This window comes from Streptomyces sp. NPDC008150 (assembly GCF_042956945.1).
GTDB lineage: Bacteria > Actinomycetota > Actinomycetes > Streptomycetales > Streptomycetaceae > Streptomyces.
Genome location: NZ_JBIBHJ010000001.1, coordinates 678,075 through 696,962, shown reverse-complemented (window position 1 = coordinate 696,962; position 18,888 = coordinate 678,075). Strand labels below are relative to the sequence as shown.

Here is an 18,888-nt window from a genome sequence, read left to right as displayed (position 1 = left end):
GGGTGGCCGGGGGGGGGGGGCGGGCCGGCGGGCGGGGGGGGGGGGCGGCGGCGGGGGGGGGGGGGGGGGGGGGGGGGGCGCGGGGGGGCGCGCCCCCCCCCCCCCCCCCCGCCCGGCGCCCCCCCCCCCCCCCCCCCACGGCCCCGTCGCACGTGGTTCAGGCGCAGCAGTCGGTGTCCAGGCCCAGCGGCAGCAGTTCGCCGCCGAAGACGGCGACGGTGGCCTCGTGGCCGCCGAGCGCGGCGACCGCGAGCAGCAGGGAGCCAGCCGTCCAGGTGGTCAACTCCCGCGGCCAGACGGCCCCGTCGTCGAAGACGTAGCCCGTCCAGTACAGGCCGCTCTCCGGGTCCCGCAGGTGCTGGATCGACTGGAGGATCTCAAGTGCCCGGTCGGACTCGCCCGTTGCCCACAGCGCGAGCGCGAGTTCGGCCGACTCCCCGCCGGTCACCCACGCGTTGGGCACGACGCAGCGCACGCCGAGGCCGGGCACCACGAAGCGGTCCCAGCCCTCCCGGATGCGGGCGCCGGCCTCGGCGCCGGTGAGGGCACCGCCGAGGACCGGGTAGTACCAGTCCATCGAGTAGCGGGACTTGTCGAGGAACCGCTCGGGGTGGCTGCGGATCGCGTGGCGCAGCGTGCCGAGCGCCAACTCCCAGTCGGGCTGCGGCTCTTCGCGCTGTTCCGCGATGGCGAGGGCGCAGCGCAGCGCGTGGTGGACGGAGGAGCAGCCGGTGAGCAGGGCGTCCTCGGTGGGGGTGCCGTCGTCGGCGCGCTTCCAGCCGATCTGGCCGCCGGGCTGCTGGAGTCCGATGACGAACTCGACGGCCGCGCGGACGGTCGGCCACGAGCGGTCGAGGAACGCGTCGTCGCCGGTCGACAGGTAGTGGTGCCAGACGCCGACGGCGACGTAGGCGACGAAGTTGGTCTCCCGGGCGCGGTCCTGGACGAGCGCGGCCTCGCCGTCGGTGTAGGCGGCGTACCAGGAGCCGTCGTCGTTCTGGTGCCGGGCCAGCCACGCGTACGCCCGTTCCGCCGCGGCGTGTTCGCCCGCGGCGTCCAGGGCCATGGCCGCCTCGACGTGGTCCCACGGGTCGAGGTGGTGGCCGCGGAACCAGGGGATCGCGCCGTCCTCGCGCTGCGCGGCGAGGATGCCGTGGACGGTCGCCACGGCCTGCTCGGCGGTCAGCACGCCGGGCAGGACGAGGTGTTCCGTGCGCGGAGTGGTCACTTGGCGTCCACCGGGGGCAGGTGCGGCTTGGTCGCGTAGGCCACGAAGCTCTTGCCGATCAGCGGGTTCAGGGCCTGCTCGGCGACGCGGGTCGCCAGGGGCTTCTTCATGATGTCCCAGACGAGCAGCTTGTGGTAGGCCCGCACCGGGAGCGCCTTGTCGTTGTCGACGCCGAACGCGCACTTGAGCCACCAGTACGGCGAGTGCAGGCCGTGGGCGTGGTGGGAGCCGTAGGGGCGCAGGCCCGACTCCCGCATCTTGCCGAGGAGTTCGTCGGCGCGGTAGATCCGGATGTGGCCGCCCTCGACCTCGTGGTAGGCGTCGGACAGCGCCCAGCAGACCTTCTCCGGGCCGTAGCGCGGGACGGTGATCGCGATGCGTCCGCCGGGCTTGAGGACGCGCACCATCTCGGCGAGCACCCCCTTGTCGTCGGGGATGTGCTCCATCACCTCGGAGATGATGACGACGTCGAACGACTCGTCGGGGAAGGGCAGTTGGAGCGCGTCGCCCTCCATGGCGGTGGCGGTGGCGCCCTCGGGTGCCTCGCCCGCCTCGGCCATCGCCGCGAACCACTTGGCGACCTCGCGGATCTCCTCGCCGTTGCGGTCGAGGGCCACCACGCGCGCGCCGCGCCGGTAGCACTCGAAGGCGTGCCGTCCGGCGCCGCAGCCGAGGTCCAGCACGCGGTCGCCGGGGGCGAGCGGGAACCGGGAGAAGTCGACGGTCAGCACGTGGCCCTGCTTTCGCGGTGAGTGGGGGCGGGCGGTTCGGTGGGGGTGTCCGCGGCGCCCCGGCCGGCGGGCGCGCGGCCCGCGCGGGCGATGGCCTCGCGGTAGCGGGCGACCGTGCCTTCGGCGGCGCGGGCCCAGGTGAAGCGGGCGAGCACCCGCTCGCGTCCGGCGCGGCCCAGGCGTTCGCGCAGTCCGGCGTCGCCCAGCAGCCGGCCAAGCGCGGCGGCCAGCGCGCCCGCGTCGCCCGGGGGCACCGCGAGGCAGGTCTCGCCGTCGGTCCCGGCGACCTCGGGGATGGCGCCGCCGGTGGTGGCCACCAGCGGGGTGCCGGTCGCCATGGCCTCGGCGGCCGGCAGCGAGAACCCCTCGTACAGCGACGGCACGCAGGCGACCTCGGCGGAGCGCACCAGGTCGACGAGTTCCTCGTCCGTGATGCCCTTCACGAACCGTACGGCGTCGGCGAGTTGGTACCGCTCGATGGCGCGGGCGACCGGGCCGTCCTCGGCGCGGCGGCCGACGACGACGAGGTGTGCGGCGGGGTGCTCGGTGCGGACCTTGGCGAGCGCCTCGACGAGGAAGACCAGGCCCTTGAGGGGCACGTCCGCGCTGGACGTCGTCACGATCCGGCCGGGCACCTGGGCGACGGACGGGTCGGGCGAGAACAGGCCGGTGTCGGCGCCGATGTGGACCACGTGGACCCGGTCGCGGTCCACCCCGAGGTGGTCGACGATCTCGGCGCGGGAGGTGCCGGAGACGGTCAGCACCGACGTCAGGCGGCGCGCGACGCGCTTCTGCATGCGCGTGAAGGCGTACCAGCGCCGCACGGACAGCCGGCGGCGGCGGCTCGTGGCGGCGTCGATCTCCAACTGCCGGTCCACGGTGATGGGGTGATGGATCGTCGTCACCAGCGGGGCGCCGATGTCGCCCAACAGGCCGTATCCGAGGGTCTGGTTGTCGTGCACGACGTCGAACTCGCCGCGCCTGGCCTGGAGATGGCGCCGGGCGCGCAGCGAGAAGGTGAGCGGCTCGGGAAAGCCGCCGGTCCACATGGTGCCGACCTCGACGGCGTCGATCCAGTCGCGGTACTCGCCGCGCCCCGGGGTGCGGAACGGGTCGGGCTGGCGGTAGAGGTCGAGGCTGGGCAGTTCGGTGAGGCCGAGCCTGCCGTCCCGGACCTCGTCGAGGACCGGGTAGGGCTGCGAACCGATGACCTCCACGCGGTGGCCCAGGCGGGCCAGTTCACGCGAGAGGTGGCGTACGTAGACGCCCTGACCGCCGCAGAACGGGTTTCCCTTGTACGTGAGGAGTGCGATGCTGAGCGGGCGCTCGCCGTCAGCGGCGAGGCCCTCCGGAGGACCCGCCTGACTGGCCTCAGCGGTCACTCTGGGCCCCCTTCTGCCTGCGTGGTCCCGCGAGACTACGCCGGGACGTTAATCTAGAACAAGTTTCAGACTTGATCGTTCAGGAGCCTCCGAATCTACCGGCAGGTAGCCACACGGTGACCGGCGACCCGGGTGATTCGCGCCACGGCGGACACGGCCGCGCTGTCCGATCACCCGCCTCACCGGCGGTCACGGAACGGAACCCCATGCCTGGGCAAGCCAAGGTGGACGCGAGCCTCGCGCGGAACGCAGCCGCGCCCCTGACCGAGCGGCAGGAGGCGCGCCGCCGCCGCATCCTGCGCGCGAGCGCCCGGCTGGCCGGGCGGGGCGGCTTCGACGCCGTGCAGATGCGGGAGGTCGCCGAGTCCTCGCAGGTGGCGCTCGGCACCCTCTACCGCTACTTCCCGTCGAAGGTGCACCTGCTCGTGGCCACGATGCAGGACCAGTTGGAGCATCTGCACGCCACGCTGCGCAAGCGGCCGCCGGCCGGCGAGACGGCGGCGGAGCGGGTGACGCAGACCCTGATGCGGGCCTTCCACGCGTTGCAGCAGGATCCGCACCTCGCCGACGCGATGGTGCGCGCGCTGACCTTCGCCGACCGCAGCGTCTCCCACGAGGTGGACCAGGTCTCGCGGCGCACGACGGCGATCATCCTGGAGGCCATGGGCCTGACGGACCCGGACCCGGACGAGCTGTCCGTGGTCCGCGTGATCGAGCACACCTGGCACTCGGCGCTGATCACCTGGCTGTCGGGGCGGGCGTCGATAACGCAGGTGCGGGCCGACATCGAGACGGTGTGCAGGCTGATCGGACCGGACGCGGGGCCGCCGGCGGGTCCTAGCGCAACGGCCCCGCGATCTCCCTGATCATCTCCTCCGCCGCGCCCAGCAGGTCCGTCTCGGCGGGGCTCATCGTCGGGTTCGCGGCCCGGCGGCGCAGGGCCTCGGCGAGGCCCGCCCCCGTGAGGCCGGACGGGTCGGCGAGCAGGGCCGCGAGCGTCTCGCGGACCGCCGGGCCCGGGTCGCCGCCGCCGGCGGCGACCTGGGCGAGGATCACCGCGGACATGCCCCAGTCCAGCCCCGGCGGGCCCTCCTCGGCGGTGGCCCAGTCGATGACGCGGGGGCCGTCCGGTTCGAGGATCACGTTGTCGGGGTGCAGGTCGAGGTGGAGGATCCGGTCCGCGGGGTCGGCCGAGCGCAGCGGGGGTATCGCGTGCAGGCGCCGCAGCAGACCGGCGAGCGCGGTGCCCGCCGCCACCGGGTCGATCGCGCCGGTGCTCCAGGCCCCGAGCATCGTCGGTCCGGACAGCCGCTCCATGACCAGTTCCGTGCGCGACGCCGCTTCCCGCACGCGCGGCGCGGGGAACCCGTGCGCGCGCACGTGCGCCATGAGCGCGGCCTCGGCGGCCGCGTCCCCGTACCCCTCCCGGTCGCGGCGCAGCACCCACGCCCCGTCGATCTCGTACACGTCGGCCGTCCGGCCCGAGCCCAGCAGTCTCCCCGTCGCGCGCATGGCGCGAAGCTATCCGACGGCGGGCCGGGCGGGAGCCCGGGGCGGGGTGCGACGTGGGTCACGGCCGGGCCGGGCCGCTCGGTGACCGGTCGCGCACCGGGCGTCGCGCGGGCGGTGAACTGGCGCACATGACCGAGGTCACCCACGAAGCGGAGTAGTAGCGAACGGGCTTGTCATGGGCTTGGCAAAATGGCCTCTGACCTGCGGTTTGAGAGACGCGTCACACGACGGACCTTTGTCACGGATGCGACCTCCACTAGTAAAAGGGGTCATTGCGGGCGGGCCGCGGGCCTGCTTCTGTGGAGTGGTCGCCAGGCGCCGACGAGCCCCCACGGGCCGCGGCGCCGACGCACTCCCCCACCTCGTTCCGGTGCGGACGTCGTGCGAGCGGCCCCTGGTCCCCGAAGAAAAAGGTTCCTCGTGTTCGTCACCCGCATTCGCCGTATCGCGTCCCCGAAGCAGGCCCTCACCGTCGGCGCCCTCGGCGCGGCATGCGCCGGAATGGTGCTGGCCGCCGGGCCCGCCCAGGCGGCCACGGGCAGCTCGGCCGCGCAGGCCCAGGCGGTCGCGCACAAGATGATCCCGAACTCCGCCCAGTACGCCGCGTTCAGTCACATCGTCGAGCACGAGAGCAACTGGAACGTCAGCGCCACGAACTCCTCGTCCGGCGCCTACGGCCTGGTGCAGGCGCTGCCCGGCTCGAAGATGGCGTCCGCCGGCTCCGACTGGAAGACCAACCCCAAGACCCAGATCAAGTGGGGCCTGGACTACATGAACTCCCGCTACGGCAGCCCGGTCGGCGCGTGGAACTTCTGGCAGACCCACAACTACTACTGACCGGACCGCACCGCGGCGGCAGTGAGTGACGCGGGCCCACGAGGCCCGCACCGCACGAAGGCGGCGGCCCCCGATCCCCGGGGCCGCCGCCTTCGTCATGTCCGCGTGCGGGTGTGCGCGGCCGCCGTCACCCCGTGGCCGGCGCCCGGTCCGGCACGGCCGGCTCGTCCTCCCGGGTCTTCCGGCGGGCCTCCTCGGTGGCCTCCGGCAGCGCCCGGGGGCCCTGGAGCAGGTACGTCAGGCCGAAGCCGGCGAGCACGACGGCCGCGCCGCCCGCCGCGTCCAGCACCCAGTGGTTGCCGGTCGCCACGATCGCGGAGACGGTGAACAGGGGGTGCAGCAGGCCGAGCGCCTTCATCCACCACTTCGGCGCGACGATCGCGATCACCAGACCGCACCACAGCGACCAGCCGAAGTGCAGCGAGGGCATCGCCGCGTACTGGTTGGTCAGCGCCGTGAGCGTGCCGTAGTCCGGCTTGGAGAAGTCCTGGACCCCGTGCACCGTGTCGATGATCCCGAGGGCCGGCATCAGGCGCGGCGGGGCCAGCGGGTAGAGCCAGAAGCCGACGAGGGCGAGCAGGGTGGCGAAGCCGAGGGCGCTGCGGGCCCAGCGGTAGTCCACGGGGCGGCGCCAGTACAGCAGGCCGAGGACGCCCAGCGGGACGAAGAAGTGGAACGACTCGTAGTAGAAGTCGAAGAAGCCCTTGAGCCACCCGATGTGGAAGACCGCGTGGTTGACGGCGTGCTCGATGTCGATGTGCAGGAACCGCTCGATCGACAGGATCTGGTGGCCGTGCGCCTCGGCGGTGGTGCGGCCGGCGGCGTTGCTGCCCCCGGTCGCCGCGAGCCGGACCTTGGCGTAGGCCGCGTAGGTGACGCGGATCAGCAGCAGTTCGAGCAGCAGGTTCGGCCGGGTCAGCACCCGGCGCAGGACCGGCACCAGCGGGACGTGCCGGAAGCGGGCGGGCACCGGCGCCGCGTACTGGGTGGGCACCGGGCTGTCGTAGTACGGGGAGCTGCGCGGCAGGAACGGCACGGCGGTCGCCGCGGCCAGGGCCGCCAGGAGCACCAGGTTGTCGCGCAGCGGGTAGGCGGCGGACATGTTCGGCAGCAGCACGTGCGCGGGCAGCGTCATCACCAGGACGACGGCCACCGGCCACACGAAGCGGTCCGACGCGCGCCGGCCGACCCGGCCGACGACGGCGAGCAGCACCCACAGCAGCTGGTGCTGCCAGGCGGTCGGCGACACGACGATCGCCGCACAGCCGGTGACGGCCACCGCGAGCAGCAGCTGCCCGTCGCGCGCGTACCCGACGGCACGGCGCAGGCCGAGGACCGCGACGACGGCGCCGAGCACCAGGAACAGGGCGATCTCCGGCGGGCCGGAGAGGCCGAGCCGCAGCAGCGCGCCGTGCAGGGACTGGTTGGCGAGGCCGTCGGCCCGGCCGCCGAGCCCGGCGCCCGCCATGTGGTGCACCCAGTAGGTGGCGGAGTCGTGCGGCAGCGCGACCCACGCGAGCAGCGTGCACACGGCGAAGGTGGCCGCCCCGGAGACGGCGGCGCGGCGCCGGCCGGTGAGCCACAGCAGCGGCACGAAGAGCAGCACGGTCGGCTGGAGCGCCGCGGCGAGGCCGATCAGGACGCCGCTGCCGCGTTCGCCGCGCACGGTGAAGCAGCCGAGCAGCACCAGCAGGACCGGGATGATGCTGGTCTGGCCGAGCCACAGGGTGTTGCGCACCGGCAGCGACAGCATGAGCAGGCTGATCGCGACGGGCGCCGCGAACAGCGCCGTGCGCCGCCCGGCGGGCTGCGGCAGGGCGCGCACGGCGACCAGGCCGAGCGCGACGACCAGCAGCAGCGTGCCGAAGGTCCAGCCCCAGCCGAGGCCCTGCTCGGCGGCCCTGGTCAGGGGCTTGAGCACGAGGCCGGCGAAGGGGGTGCCGGTGAACTGCGTCGAGTCGTAGAGGGACCCCTTCACGTGCAGGACCCCGGACGGTCCCACCCAGGTCTCCAGGTCGGTCAGCCGGTCCGCGCGGGGGCTGCCGAGGACGACCGCTACCTGCCGTGCGGCCAGGACCGCCGCGACCAGCCACAGGCCGACGCGCACCGCGCGGACGCGCGCTCCGCCCGCACCGATCGCCGTCGCCCCGTAGGCCCCCGCCGGCCGCCCGCTGTGCTCCGCATTCGCCACGCCTCGTCGGCCTCCGCCCCGTTGGTCCCACGCGCGCGCGTGGACTTCCTCTGTGCGCACCTTATGGGGCGCACAGCACCCCCCGGACAAGGACGCAGGCAACCCGGCCTTCACCTGACGTCCGCTCCCGTTTCGTTCGCACGATAGTCGGCGGGGCCGACGGGCCCCCCGGCGGCCGTGGCACACCGCGCGCGGGGAACTCGCCGGCCGTGCGGGAGCGCCGGTTGCCGGTGCGCGGTCCAGAGCCCGCCTCCCACCCGAACGTGGGAGGCGGCACTCGCCCCTGACCTGGGACGTCCCGGCCCGGTGGCCCCCCGTTCCGCGCGACAAAGGTCACATCGCGCGCCCGCCCGCGCCGTCCGCGAGGGGCCGTACGCCCCTGACCAGGGCCCCTTTACGTGCAGTGTGCAACGAGTCTCGCACCGTACGTGAGCGGGTCAAAAACCCCTAAAGTCGGTCCCCGGCCCGGCGCCAGCGACGCCGTGCGGGCCCGCCCCCGTCCCCGTCGAAAGGTAGGCGAGCCCCGTTTTGTCGGCTGCCACAGTCGCCACTGCCCCCTCGTCCGTACGGGCCCCCCGCCCCGCCGAAGCAACCGCCACCGCCACCGATCCGGCCCTCGTGCGTCGCGCCGTGCAGGCGGCGGCGCTCGGCAACGCCATGGAATGGTTCGACTTCGGCGTCTACAGCTACATCGCCGTCACCCTGGGCAAGGTCTTCTTCCCGTCCGGCAACCCGACCGCCCAGTTGCTCTCCACCTTCGGCGCCTTCGCCGCCGCCTTCCTCGTCCGGCCGCTCGGCGGCGTCGTGTTCGGCCCGCTCGGCGACCGGATCGGACGCCAGAAGGTGCTCGCCATCACCATGATCATGATGGCCGCGGGCACCTTCGCGATCGGCCTGATCCCCTCCTACGGCTCGATCGGCGTCGGCGCCCCGGTGCTGCTCCTCGCGGCCCGTCTGGTGCAGGGCTTCTCGACCGGCGGCGAGTACGCGGGCGCGTCCACCTTCATCGCCGAGTACGCGCCCGACAAGAAGCGCGGGTTCCTCGGGAGCTGGCTGGAGTTCGGCACCCTCGCCGGATACATCGGCGGCGCCGGCCTCGTCACCCTGCTGACGGCGCTGCTGTCCTCCGACGACCTGCTCTCCTGGGGCTGGCGGCTGCCGTTCCTGGTGGCCGGGCCGATGGGCGTCTTCGGCCTGTACCTGCGGATGCGCCTGGAGGAGACCCCCGCGTTCGCGGCCGAGGTCGCCAAGTCCGAGAAGGCGCGCCCCAAGGTGCCGCTGCGCGAGATGATCGCCGGCCAGTGGCGCGCGCTGCTGCTCTGCGTCGGCCTGGTCCTCGTCTTCAACGTCACCGACTACATGCTGCTGTCGTACATGCCGAGCTACCTGACCAGTGAGCTCAAGTACGACGAGACGCACGGTCTGCTGGTCGTGCTCGCCGTGATGGCGCTGATGATGATCGTCCAGCCCTTCGCGGGCGCGCTCACCGACCGGGTCGGGCGCCGTCCGGTGATCGCGGCCGGCTGCGCGGGCTTCCTGCTGCTGTCGGTGCCCGCCCTGCTGCTGATCCGCCAGGGCAGCCTGCTCGCCGTCGGGCTCGGCATGGCGGCGCTGGGTCTGCTGCTGGTCTGCTTCACGGCCGCGATGCCCTCCGCGCTGCCCGCGCTGTTCCCGACCCGGGTGCGCTACGGCTCGCTGTCCGTGGGCTTCAACGTCTCGGTGTCGCTGTTCGGCGGGACGACCCCGCTGGTGGTGACCGCGCTGATCGGCGCCACCGGCAACATGATGATGCCCGCCTACTACATGATGGCCGCGGCCGTGGTCGGCGGCGTCGCGGTGTGGTTCATGACGGAGTCGGCCGGCCGCCCGCTGCCCGGCTCGGCACCGTCCGTGGAGCGCTGATCCCGCACCCCGCCCGCCCCTCCCACCGGCACCGCACGCACGTCGGCCGTCACCCGAAGGTGGCGGCCGACGTGCGTCGGGAACCCGCGCCGGGACCGGGTCGTTGGAGAAAGTAGTTAGCGCCTCTAATTAATAGTAGGAGTGCGCGACGCACGCGGACGAGCGGACGAAGGGCACCGGCCATGACCGAGTCACAGCTGTGGAACGACGTCGACCAGTACTTGGACAGCCACCTGGCGGCGGACGACGAGGTCCTGCGCGCCGCGCTGCGCGACAGCGAGGCCGCCGGACTCCCCGACATCAGTGTCACGGCGGGCCAGGGCAAGCTGCTCCAGCTCCTCGCCCGCGTCCAGGGCGCCCGCAGGATCCTGGAGATCGGCACCCTCGGCGGGTACAGCACCATCTGGCTGGCGCGGGCGCTGCCCGCCGACGGCCGCGCGGTCTCGCTGGAGTACAGCCCCCGGCACGCCGAGGTCGCGGTCCGCAACATCGCGCGGGCCGGCCTCGGCCACCTCGTGGAGGTCCTGGTCGGGCCCGCCCTGGACACGCTGCCCAAGCTCGCCGCCGAGCGGTCCGACCCGTTCGACCTGGTCTTCATCGACGCCGACAAGGTGAACAGCGCGCGTTACGTCCAGTGGGCCCTGGAGCTGACCCGCCCCGGCAGCCTGATCGTCGTGGACAACGTCGTCCGGCGCGGCCGGGTCGCCGACGCCGACAGTCCCGACCCGGACGTGCGGGGCAGCAGGGCCGCCGTCGAACTGATCGGCAGCCACCCCCGGCTGGAGGGCACGGCGCTCCAGACGGTGAGCGGCAAGGGGTACGACGGCTTCGCGCTGGCACGGGTGACGTCGTGACCGGGTGCGGACGGCGGTGGCGGAGTCGCGGGCCGGCGTCGCGGTGGCGGAAGGCCCCGGTGCCGCCGCCCCGCCCCGGCACCGGCGGACCGGGAGCGGCTCACCCCTCGTGGTAGAAGCCGACGTTGACGCTGCGCGGGCCGGCGCGGTCCAGGACGACGAGCTCTCCCGACCCGCCCCGCGGCAGTGGCACCGTCTCGCCGTAGCCGAGCGGGCCGGCCTGCTCGCCGATCCGCAGCCGGACCTCCGAGGCCGGGTCGCTCTGCGAGCCGCGCAGCCAGGTCACCTGCCAGACGCCCTCGGGCCCGCACAGGAACTCCAGGTGCACACGCGAGACGAACAGCCAGTCGTCCGGCGTCGCCAGGCGGCACACGGCCCGGTCCCGGCCCACGCGCAGCACGGCACCGGGGTCGCTGGACGATTCCGCCATCAGCATGCCCGCCGTGGCCCCCTCCTCCGCCCCCGAGACCGTCGCCATGGTGAGTTCCAGCACGTGCGCTCCTCCCCCTCGCGGCGCCCGGCGGTTCCACCGCCCCGCGGCTTCGGCCGACGCCAATGGCCAGGCGCGGCAGCCTCGTTGGCGCCCGCGGCGGAATGATAGTTGGGCCGGGCCGCCGCGTGTTGGGCACAATGAAGACATGACCGAGCGAAAGCCACCGGGTGTCACTTTCGAGTCCTGGGTCGATCACCAGATCCGTGCCGCCGAGGCGCGCGGGGAGTTCGAGGGGCTGCCCGGCGCGGGCAAGCCCCTGCCGGACGACCTGACCGCCCCCTACGACGAGATGTGGTGGGTGAAGCGGAAGCTGGCCCGCGAGGGCCTGTCCGTGCTGCCGCCCACCCTCGCCCTGCGCAAGGAGGCCGAGGACGCGCTCCTGGCCGCGTCCCGCGCCCCGTCCGAACGCGCGGTGCGCAAAATCGTCGAGGACGTCAACGTCAAGATCCGCGACGTCATGTTCAAGCCGCCGCCCGGCCCGCCGCTGGGCCTGAAGCCGTACGACGTCGACGAGGTCGTACGGCAGTGGCGCGAGGGCCGGGAGCGGCCCGCGCCCCGCGGGGACACCGGCGCGGCGTAGGACCCGGGCGTGCGGCGCGTGCGGGCCGCAGCGCCCCACCGGCGCGACGCGCCGAGGCCACGCTCCCCGGGCCCGGAGATCCGGGTGGGGGCGTGGCCTCGGCGTGCGGACGGCCCGGGTCCCGCGGTGCGGGCGGACGGGTCACCCGTGGGTCACAGGTGCAGGAGCCGTTCGGTCAGCTCGCGGTAGTCCTTCAGGGCCAGCCGCAGCTTCTCGGTGTCGGCCTCGGAGGACGACGTGTCGCCGCCCTTGGAGCCGGACTCCCAGGAGGTGCGCAGCGAGCGGCGGCGCTCGGTCACCGCGTCGGTGAAGCGGGCGGCGACCTCCTCCAGCACGTGGTCGGCCTCCTCGACCGCGTCGCGCGGACCGTCGACGAAGCCGGTGACGGCCTGCTGGAGACGCAGGGCGAACTTGTCGCCGTCGTCGTGGCCGAGCAGTCCCGAGCCGGACTTGCCGGTCCCGGTGCCGGTGGACGTCGACGTGGACGCCGTGCCGGACGGCTTGTGGCCGGGGGCGGCGGGGGTGGTGGCACGCGTCTTGGCGGCGAGGGCGTCGCCCTCGTCCGTACCCGCGCCGATCCCGCTGCGGACAGCGTGGCCCTTGGCGGTGCCGTCGGTGCTGTCGGTGCCGACGCCGGTGCCGGTCGTCGTGCCGCCGGCCGTTCCCGTCCGGGTCCGGCCCGTGTCGGCCGAGGTGTCCGTCGCACGGTCCGAACCGGTCGTCGCGGCGCGGCGCTTGGCCTCGTCCACCACGGACTCGCCGGAGCCGGTGCGGCCGCCGCGGTCGTCCGACGCGGTGGACCGGTCGGAGCCGGACGTACCGGTGCCGGTGCGTCCCGTCGCCGTGTCGTCGCCGCGGACGCCCGAACGCTCCCGGGCGGTGTCGGCGCGCCCGGTCGTGTCGCGGCGGCCGGTGGTGCCCTCGTCCGTGTCGTCCGTGCCGTCGGTGACGCCGTAGCCGTCACGGACCGCGCTGGTGTACGCGCCGCCGTCGACGGCGGGGTCCGTGGTGCCGGTGTCCGTCGTGCGGTCGGCGGCCCGGCGGGCCTTGTCGTCCGTCGTGCGGGCCTTGTCGTCGCCGGTCGTGCCGGCGCCGGATGTCACATCTGCCATGTTGCTCAACTCTCCTTCGCCTGGCGCTTGTTGATGGCCCAGGGTGAGTGGCCGCGGCCACTGTCGGTGTGGGCCGGGGTACGACCGTCGTCGGTGGTGCGGGCCGTGCCGTCCGTGTCGGTGTCCGTCGTGGTGCCGGTCACGGGGTCGGCCGTGCGCTCCGCGGTGGTGTCCGTGGTGCCGCGGGTGGTACGGCCGGCCTCGTGACCGCCGGGGCCGACCAGCTTCTCGAAGAGGTCACGTGCCTCGACCATGGCGGCGCGCAGGTCCTCGGTGCCCGCTGCGGCGGTGCCGTCGGCCGTCGCCGTGCCGTCCGTCGTGGTGGCGCCCGCGTCGGTGGCGGTGGTGCCGCCGACCTCGTGCACCTTGCGGTACCCGTGCACCTGGTGCGCGTGGTGGACGGAGAGCGCCGTGAGCTGCTCCTCGTACTGGCCGCCGTCCGGGTAGCCCCGGGCCGCCGCGACCTCGCCTATCAGCCGGTCCGCCTCGGCGACCGCTTCGCGCGGGGCGTCGACGAACCGCTCCTGGGCGGCGGTCCAGCGCGCTTCGAACTGCTCGCGCTGCGCCGGCTCCAACGGCCGCTCCCGCAGGTCGCCGTGGCGCTGGACGCGCTCGGCGAGCTCCTGCTCGGTGGCCTTGGTATCGCCGTCGTGGCGGGCCAGTACCCGGTCGTACTCGGGACCGAAGCGTCGCTTCAGCTTCTGCCCGCCGTGCGGGCCCCCCTTGCGCCGGGTCAGGACGACCGCCACCACGACGACGGCCGCCACGATCACGATCAAAGCGATGATCACGCCTGTGGACATGAATGCCTTCCGGGTTCTCGACCCAACCGGCCCGTCCTGTGGACCGGTTCGGAAGGCGGGTTGCCCGGAAGTCCCTCCTCAAACGGTCGGCGCCCGCACCTCCCGGCCGGTCCCGGCGCGCCGACGCGGGGTCCGGGACCGGCGCGTGCCGCCGCGCGGACGCCGGCCCGGGGTCGTCACGAGGGGTGACCGGCGGCCGGGACGGGTCAACATCCGCGCGGATCACGGCAGGTGACACCGGGTGGGCACGCGCGCCGCGGGCCCCCGCGGCGGCGACACCGGCCGCGCCGAGCGCCCGCACCCCGCCCGCCTGCCCCAACTCCCCCTGTCTGTAGGGGGCTTGGCCGTGCCGCACATAATCTCCGTGCGTCCGCCGCGCGCGGGCACCCACAATGACCCGCGTGACGACCACGCCCGTGATCCCGCCCGACCCCGCGACCGCCCCCTGGTCCGTCGCCCCGGAGCCGTTCGACTCCCCCACGGCGCGGGCGCTCTGGCGGGCGTACTACACCGAGGTCAGCGACCGCTGGTACCTGCTGCACGAGGGGCGGCACACCGAGCCCGCCGAGCTGGAGCGGGGCATCGCGGCCCGCGACGGTGCGGAACTGACGCCGCCCTCGGGGCGGTTGCTGGTGGCGCGGTACGGCGGGGAGCCGGTCGGCACGGCGGGCGTGCGGCTGCTGGACACCGCCACGGCCGAACTGACCCGGGTGTTCCTCGTCCCGGCCGCCCGCGGCAGGGGCGGCGCCGCCCTGCTCGTGGCCGCCGCCGAGGACGCGGCCCGCGGACTGGGCGCCACGCGGGCGGTGCTCGACACCCGGGCCGACCTCGTCGAGGCCCGCGCCCTGTACGCGCGGCTGGGCTGGACCGAGACCGGTCCCCCGCCGCACAACGACGACCCCTACGCGGACCACTGGTTCACGAAGCGGCTCGGCGGGGCCGCCGCACCCACCGCGCCGGGCGGCCCCGCCGTGCCCACCGCACCGGGCGGCCCCGCCTCCGGTCACCGCTGACCGGCGCCCGCCCGCCCTCAGCCCCCGGCGCGCGAACCGGCGCCGGCGGCCGTCAACACACGTTCCCCGCGCGGGAGTTCCGCGTCCGAGCCGCACAGCTCGCCGTTCAGCTCCTCGACCAGCAGCACCAGGTCGGTCGGCCGGTCCGGGCCCCACCAGTCGCCGAGCAGCTCGGACAACGAGTCCTCGCGGGCCAGCGCGAGCCGCTCGGCGAACTGCCTGCCCCGGTCGGTGAGTTCGAGGTCGAGACCCCTGCGGGTGCCCAACTCCCGCTCCTCCACCTCCCGTTCGGCGGCCAGGATGACGTGCAGCGGCACCACGCTGTGCTCGGCGAGCTCCGCCGGCTCGACCGACCCGTACCGTTTCATCCGCAGCAGCAGCCAGCTCGACGCGGGCATCAGGTCGTAGCCCGCCCGCTCGGTGATCCGTTCGTACACCTCGCGCCGCCCGTCCCGGGTCCCGAGGACGGACAGCGCCCGGCAGACCTCGTCGCGGGAGGACCGCTCGACCGGGTTGGACGCGATCGTCTGGGAGGCGTCCGGCGCGGTCACCGACCGCCGCAGCGGTTCCTCCTTCAGGAACCAGGCCAGCACGAACCCGACCAGCACCACGGGCACCGCGTACAGGAAGACGTCCGTGATGGACGACGCGTACGCGTGCACCACCGGCGGGCGCAGCGCGACGGGCAGGTCGCCGATGCCGCGCGGGTCGGAGGTCAGGGTGTCGGAGGACACGCCGGGCGGCAGTGCCGCGCCCCGCAGCGCGTCGCCGAGCCGGTCGGTGAGCCGGCTCGTGAAGACGGTGCCGAAGACGGCGACGCCGAAGGACGCGCCGATCGACCGGAAGAACGTGGCGCCGGACGTCGCGACGCCGAGATCCCGGTAGGAGACGGCGTTCTGCACGACGAGCACCAGGATCTGGAGCACCATGCCGAGGCCGAACCCGAAGACGAAGAAGGTCGCGCTCATCGCCAACGTGGAGCTGTTCTCGTCGAGACGGTGCAGCAGGAGCAGTCCCACCGCGGTGACGGCGGTGCCCAGGACGGGGAAGACCTTCCAGCGTCCGGTCCGGCTGACGATCTGCCCGGACCCCGTGGACGCGATGAGCAGCCCGATCACCATCGGCAGCATGTGCACGCCCGACATGGTCGGCGACACGCCCTGGACGACCTGGAGGAACGTCGGCAGGTAGGTCATCGCCCCGAACAGGGCGAAGCCGACGACGAGGCTGATGACGGCGGCCAGCGCGAAGGTCCGGATCCGGAACAGCCGCATGGGCAGCACGGGTTCGGCGGCCCGGCGCTCCACGGCGACGAAGACGCAGGCCAGCACCACGCCGAGGGCGGCGAGGCCGGCGATCTGCGGCGAGCCCCAGTCCCAGGTGGTGCCGCCGAGGGAGGCGACGAGCACCAGGCAGACGGCGACCGCCGCGACGAGCGCGGTGCCCAGGTAGTCGATGACGTGCCGGTCGGAGCGGCGCGGGATGTGCAGGAACACGGCGACGACGGCCAGCGCCACAACGCCGATCGGCAGGTTGACGTAGAAGACCCAGCGCCAGCTCAGGTGCTCGGTGAAGACGCCGCCGAGCAGCGGGCCGAGCACGCTGGTCGCGCCGAAGACCGCCCCGAACAGGCCCTGGTACTTGCCGCGTTCGCGGGGCGGGACGATGTCGCCGACGATCGCCATCGACAGCACGAGCAGTCCGCCGCCGCCCAGGCCCTGGAGGGCCCGGAAGCCGATCAGCTCCGGCATGTTCTGCGCCACGCCGCACAGCGCGGAGCCGATCAGGAAGATCACGATCGCGACCTGGAACAGCCGTTTGCGCCCGTACTGGTCGCCGAGCTTGCCCCACAGCGGGGTCGCGGCGGTGGACGCGAGCAGGTAGGCGGTGACGACCCAGGACAGGTGCTCCATGCCGCCGAGGTCGCTGACGATGGTGGGCAGCGCCGTCGCGACGATCGTCTGGTCGAGGGCGGCGAGCAGCATGCCGAGCAGCAGGGCGCCGATCGGGACGAGGACGTTGGCCGGCACGTGCTCGGCGCGGTGGTCGTTGTCCCGTCGTGGCACGGGGGCCTCCGGAGCCTCGGTGGCACCGTGCTCACCACCGGCCGCTCCACCGTGCTCACCACCGGCCGCTCCGCCGGCCGCCCCACCGGCGGCGGCACGCGCCCCGGCCGCGTCCTCGGCGGGCGGGAGAGCGGCTCCGCGCGGTCCGGGCGACGCCCCGGTGACCCCGTGCGCGTCCGCCGCGTCCGCCGCCCCACCCTGCGCATCCCCGGTCATGAAGACCTCCAGGTGCTCTGGGGAACACCTACCATCCTGATCGTTGCAGCCGCTTTGTGCCCAGTTGTGACCTCTGGGCACCGTTCGAGAGCGGATTGTTGCGGGGGCTTCGGGGAGGAGGTGTGCGCGAGGTCTGCATAATCACTTCTGTTCGCAGGGGAGGGGACGAACACGTGAACCAGCAGAAGGGGAACCGGTGTCCGGAGTGCGACGCGCTCAGAGGGCCGGACCACACGCCGTCGTGCGGTTGCGGACAGCAGGCGGCGGAAGCGCTGCGTGACGCCCGGACCGCCGACGCGGCCGCCGCCGGGGACTTCGACCCGCTGCGCATCAGGCCGTACGTCGAGCTGGAGACGCCGGGCGAGGAGACACCGCCCGCCGAGGCCGACGCCACCATGACACTGCGGGCCGTCGGGGCCCCGGCCGCGGACGGCACCGCCGCCCGGGCGCCCGACGCGACCATGGCCCTGCGCACCGTGACCGTGCCGCCGGGGGCCCCGTCGCTCAGGCCGGCGGGCGCGATGCCCCCGCTGGCACCCGTACCGGCGGAGCCGAAGGCCGCGGACCTGGTCCTGTTCACCGGGCCGGACACCGCGCAGGACCGGACGGGGCCGCCCGTGGCGGGCGACGGGGACGGCGCGCCCCGCCGCCCGCGCCGCGCGCTGCTGATCGGCGCGGGGGTCGCCGTGGCCGCCGTCGCGGTGGGGGCCGCCTTCGCGGGGGGGCTGTTCTCGTACAGCACGCCGTCGCACGACGGGGCGCCGCAGGAGGTACGGGCGGCCGTGCCGGAGGTGTCCGAGTCGGCGGCACCGGCCGCGGCGTCCGTCGCGGCGTCGGCCATCGCGCCGGTCACGAGCGCCCCGGTGCCCCCGGTCACCGCGAGCGCGTCGACCGCGCCCGCGTCGCCGAGCCCGTCGCCCAGCGCCACCCACTCGACGCAGGCCGCCACCCCCTCGGCCTCGGTGCGCGCCGAGCACACGAGGAGCCCCGCGCACGACCGGGGCGACAACGACGGGTCGGCCACTCTCCGGCGCGGCGACCGCGGCTCGGACGTGGTCGAACTCCAGGAGCGGCTGCACCAGTTGAGCCTGTACCTGGGCCAGGACGACGGCGTCTACTCGACCCAGGTCGAGGCCGCGGTGACCACCTACCAGTGGGCGCGCGGCCTGCGCGACGACCTGGGCGTGTACGACGCGAAGACCCGCGCGAGCCTGGAGGCGGAGACCTCGCAGCCCTGAGCGGGCGCGACGCCGGGGGCCCGGGAACGGCCCCGCGCGTCCGCGTCCGTCAGCCGATGCGGATCAGCAGTCCCCCGTCGGCGTCCGCCGGTTCCACACGGACCCGGGTCAGGTCCGGGACCACGGCGTCCGGGCCGTACGCGGCGGCGCGGGGGCCGACCCCGACGACCCGCATCCCGGCGGCCCGGCCGGCGGCGATGCCGGCCGCGGAGTCCTCGAAGACCACGCAGTCGGCGGGGGCGACACCGAGTTCGGCGGCGCCCTTCAGGAAGCCCTCGGGGTCCGGCTTGCTGGCCCCGACCGACTCGGCGGTGATCCGCACGTCGGGCAGACCGAGACCGGCCGCCGCCATGCGGGCGGTGGAGAGGGCGACGTCCGCCGAGGTCACGAGGGCGTGCGGCAGCCCGCGCAGCGAGACGAGGAAGGCGTGGGCGCCGGGGATCTCGACGACGCCCTCGACGTCGGAGGTCTCCTCGACGAGCAGCCGGGCGTTGTCGGCCATGTTCTGCTCCACGGGCCGGTCCGGCAGGAGCAGGGCCATCGAGGCGTAGCCCTGGCGGCCGTGGACGACCTTCATGACCTCGGCCCCGTCGAGTCCGTGCTCGGCCGCCCAGCGGTGCCAGATCCGTTCGACGGCGGCGTCGGAGTTGACGAGCGTGCCGTCCATGTCGAGCAGCAGGGCACGGGCGTGGAGAACGGTGGTGGCCGTCATCGGCGGGCTCCAAAGCGC

The 18,888-nt window shown here is 74.3% G+C and carries 17 protein-coding genes; 7 read left to right on the top strand and 10 right to left on the bottom strand.

Annotated elements, in window-relative coordinates:
* Window positions 1-157 precede the first annotated feature (157 nt).
* From ACFZA0_RS02995 to ACFZA0_RS02985, 3 genes are read right to left on the bottom strand one after another with little or no spacing between them, the layout of a single operon-like run.
* Window positions 158-1,228 carry a prenyltransferase gene (locus ACFZA0_RS02995; protein ID WP_391010244.1) on the bottom strand — a complete coding sequence of 357 codons (1,071 nt, stop codon included), beginning with the start codon at window positions 1,226-1,228 and terminating at the stop codon, window positions 158-160.
* Entirely contained in the window at window positions 1,225-1,959 is a 735-nt protein-coding gene (locus ACFZA0_RS02990) for a methyltransferase domain-containing protein (protein ID WP_391010241.1), read from the bottom strand. The genes ACFZA0_RS02995 and ACFZA0_RS02990 overlap by 4 nt, the downstream gene beginning before the upstream one ends.
* Window positions 1,953-3,341, bottom strand: a complete 1,389-nt coding sequence (locus ACFZA0_RS02985; protein WP_391010238.1) for a glycosyltransferase — start codon at window positions 3,339-3,341, stop codon at window positions 1,953-1,955. Before ACFZA0_RS02985 ends, ACFZA0_RS02990 begins: the two co-directional genes overlap by 7 nt.
* 206 nt (window positions 3,342-3,547) lie before the next feature.
* On the opposite strand from ACFZA0_RS02985, the gene ACFZA0_RS02980 reads away from it, so the two are divergent.
* The gene (locus ACFZA0_RS02980; protein ID WP_391010235.1) at window positions 3,548-4,207 is read left to right on the top strand and encodes a TetR family transcriptional regulator; all 660 of its coding nucleotides are present in this window, start codon (window positions 3,548-3,550) and stop codon (window positions 4,205-4,207) included.
* Here ACFZA0_RS02980 and ACFZA0_RS02975 read toward each other — a convergent pair.
* Window positions 4,179-4,853, bottom strand: coding sequence for a phosphotransferase (locus tag ACFZA0_RS02975; RefSeq protein WP_391010232.1), 675 nt, complete (start codon window positions 4,851-4,853; stop codon window positions 4,179-4,181). The two genes, ACFZA0_RS02980 and ACFZA0_RS02975, sit on opposite strands and share 29 nt — an antisense overlap.
* A 420-nt stretch (window positions 4,854-5,273) precedes the next feature.
* Between ACFZA0_RS02975 and ACFZA0_RS02970 the strand changes: the two genes are divergently transcribed.
* The gene (locus tag ACFZA0_RS02970; RefSeq protein ID WP_391010229.1) at window positions 5,274-5,690 is read left to right on the top strand and encodes a transglycosylase SLT domain-containing protein; all 417 of its coding nucleotides are present in this window, start codon (window positions 5,274-5,276) and stop codon (window positions 5,688-5,690) included.
* Between the two features lie 127 nt (window positions 5,691-5,817).
* Here ACFZA0_RS02970 and ACFZA0_RS02965 read toward each other — a convergent pair whose 3' ends face one another.
* Window positions 5,818-7,881, bottom strand: a complete 2,064-nt coding sequence (locus ACFZA0_RS02965; RefSeq protein WP_391010226.1) for a phosphatase PAP2 family protein — start codon at window positions 7,879-7,881, stop codon at window positions 5,818-5,820.
* Window positions 7,882-8,409: 528 nt separating this feature from the next.
* Between ACFZA0_RS02965 and proP the strand changes: the two genes are divergently transcribed.
* Window positions 8,410-9,783 (top strand): glycine betaine/L-proline transporter ProP, encoded by a 1,374-nt coding sequence (proP, locus tag ACFZA0_RS02960; RefSeq protein ID WP_391010224.1) that lies wholly within the window; start codon window positions 8,410-8,412, stop codon window positions 9,781-9,783.
* Window positions 9,784-9,965: 182 nt separating this feature from the next.
* On the top strand, window positions 9,966-10,637 hold the full coding sequence (locus ACFZA0_RS02955) for a class I SAM-dependent methyltransferase (RefSeq protein ID WP_391010221.1): 672 nt from the start codon (window positions 9,966-9,968) through the stop codon (window positions 10,635-10,637).
* A gap of 100 nt (window positions 10,638-10,737) precedes the next feature.
* On the opposite strand, the gene ACFZA0_RS02950 is transcribed toward ACFZA0_RS02955, so the two are convergent.
* Window positions 10,738-11,130: a hypothetical protein gene (locus ACFZA0_RS02950; RefSeq protein ID WP_391010218.1), complete on the bottom strand. Its 393-nt coding sequence runs from the start codon at window positions 11,128-11,130 to the stop codon at window positions 10,738-10,740.
* Window positions 11,131-11,275: 145 nt separating this feature from the next.
* Here ACFZA0_RS02950 and ACFZA0_RS02945 point away from each other — a divergent pair, with 145 nt between their 5' ends.
* Window positions 11,276-11,710, top strand: coding sequence for a DnaJ family domain-containing protein (locus tag ACFZA0_RS02945; RefSeq protein WP_391010216.1), 435 nt, complete (start codon window positions 11,276-11,278; stop codon window positions 11,708-11,710).
* A 152-nt stretch (window positions 11,711-11,862) separates the two neighbouring features.
* On the opposite strand, the gene ACFZA0_RS02940 is transcribed toward ACFZA0_RS02945, so the two are convergent.
* Both ACFZA0_RS02940 and ACFZA0_RS02935 read right to left on the bottom strand, forming a co-directional pair.
* Window positions 11,863-12,822 (bottom strand): hypothetical protein, encoded by a 960-nt coding sequence (locus ACFZA0_RS02940; RefSeq protein WP_391010213.1) that lies wholly within the window; start codon window positions 12,820-12,822, stop codon window positions 11,863-11,865.
* A 5-nt stretch (window positions 12,823-12,827) separates the two neighbouring features.
* Complete coding sequence (locus ACFZA0_RS02935) at window positions 12,828-13,625, bottom strand: hypothetical protein (protein WP_391010210.1); 798 nt, start codon at window positions 13,623-13,625, stop codon at window positions 12,828-12,830.
* Between the two features lie 392 nt (window positions 13,626-14,017).
* On the opposite strand from ACFZA0_RS02935, the gene ACFZA0_RS02930 reads away from it, so the two are divergent.
* Window positions 14,018-14,638, top strand: coding sequence for a GNAT family N-acetyltransferase (locus tag ACFZA0_RS02930; protein WP_391010207.1), 621 nt, complete (start codon window positions 14,018-14,020; stop codon window positions 14,636-14,638).
* Window positions 14,639-14,655: 17 nt separating this feature from the next.
* Here ACFZA0_RS02930 and ACFZA0_RS02925 read toward each other — a convergent pair whose 3' ends face one another.
* On the bottom strand, window positions 14,656-16,920 hold the full coding sequence (locus tag ACFZA0_RS02925) for a DHA2 family efflux MFS transporter permease subunit (protein ID WP_391010204.1): 2,265 nt from the start codon (window positions 16,918-16,920) through the stop codon (window positions 14,656-14,658).
* 173 nt (window positions 16,921-17,093) lie between these two features.
* On the opposite strand from ACFZA0_RS02925, the gene ACFZA0_RS02920 reads away from it, so the two are divergent.
* Entirely contained in the window at window positions 17,094-18,158 is a 1,065-nt protein-coding gene (locus ACFZA0_RS02920) for a peptidoglycan-binding protein (RefSeq protein ID WP_391010201.1), read from the top strand.
* 49 nt (window positions 18,159-18,207) lie between these two features.
* On the opposite strand, the gene ACFZA0_RS02915 is transcribed toward ACFZA0_RS02920, so the two are convergent.
* Window positions 18,208-18,870: an HAD-IA family hydrolase gene (locus ACFZA0_RS02915; protein WP_391010199.1), complete on the bottom strand. Its 663-nt coding sequence runs from the start codon at window positions 18,868-18,870 to the stop codon at window positions 18,208-18,210.
* Window positions 18,871-18,888: the final 18 nt, after the last annotated feature.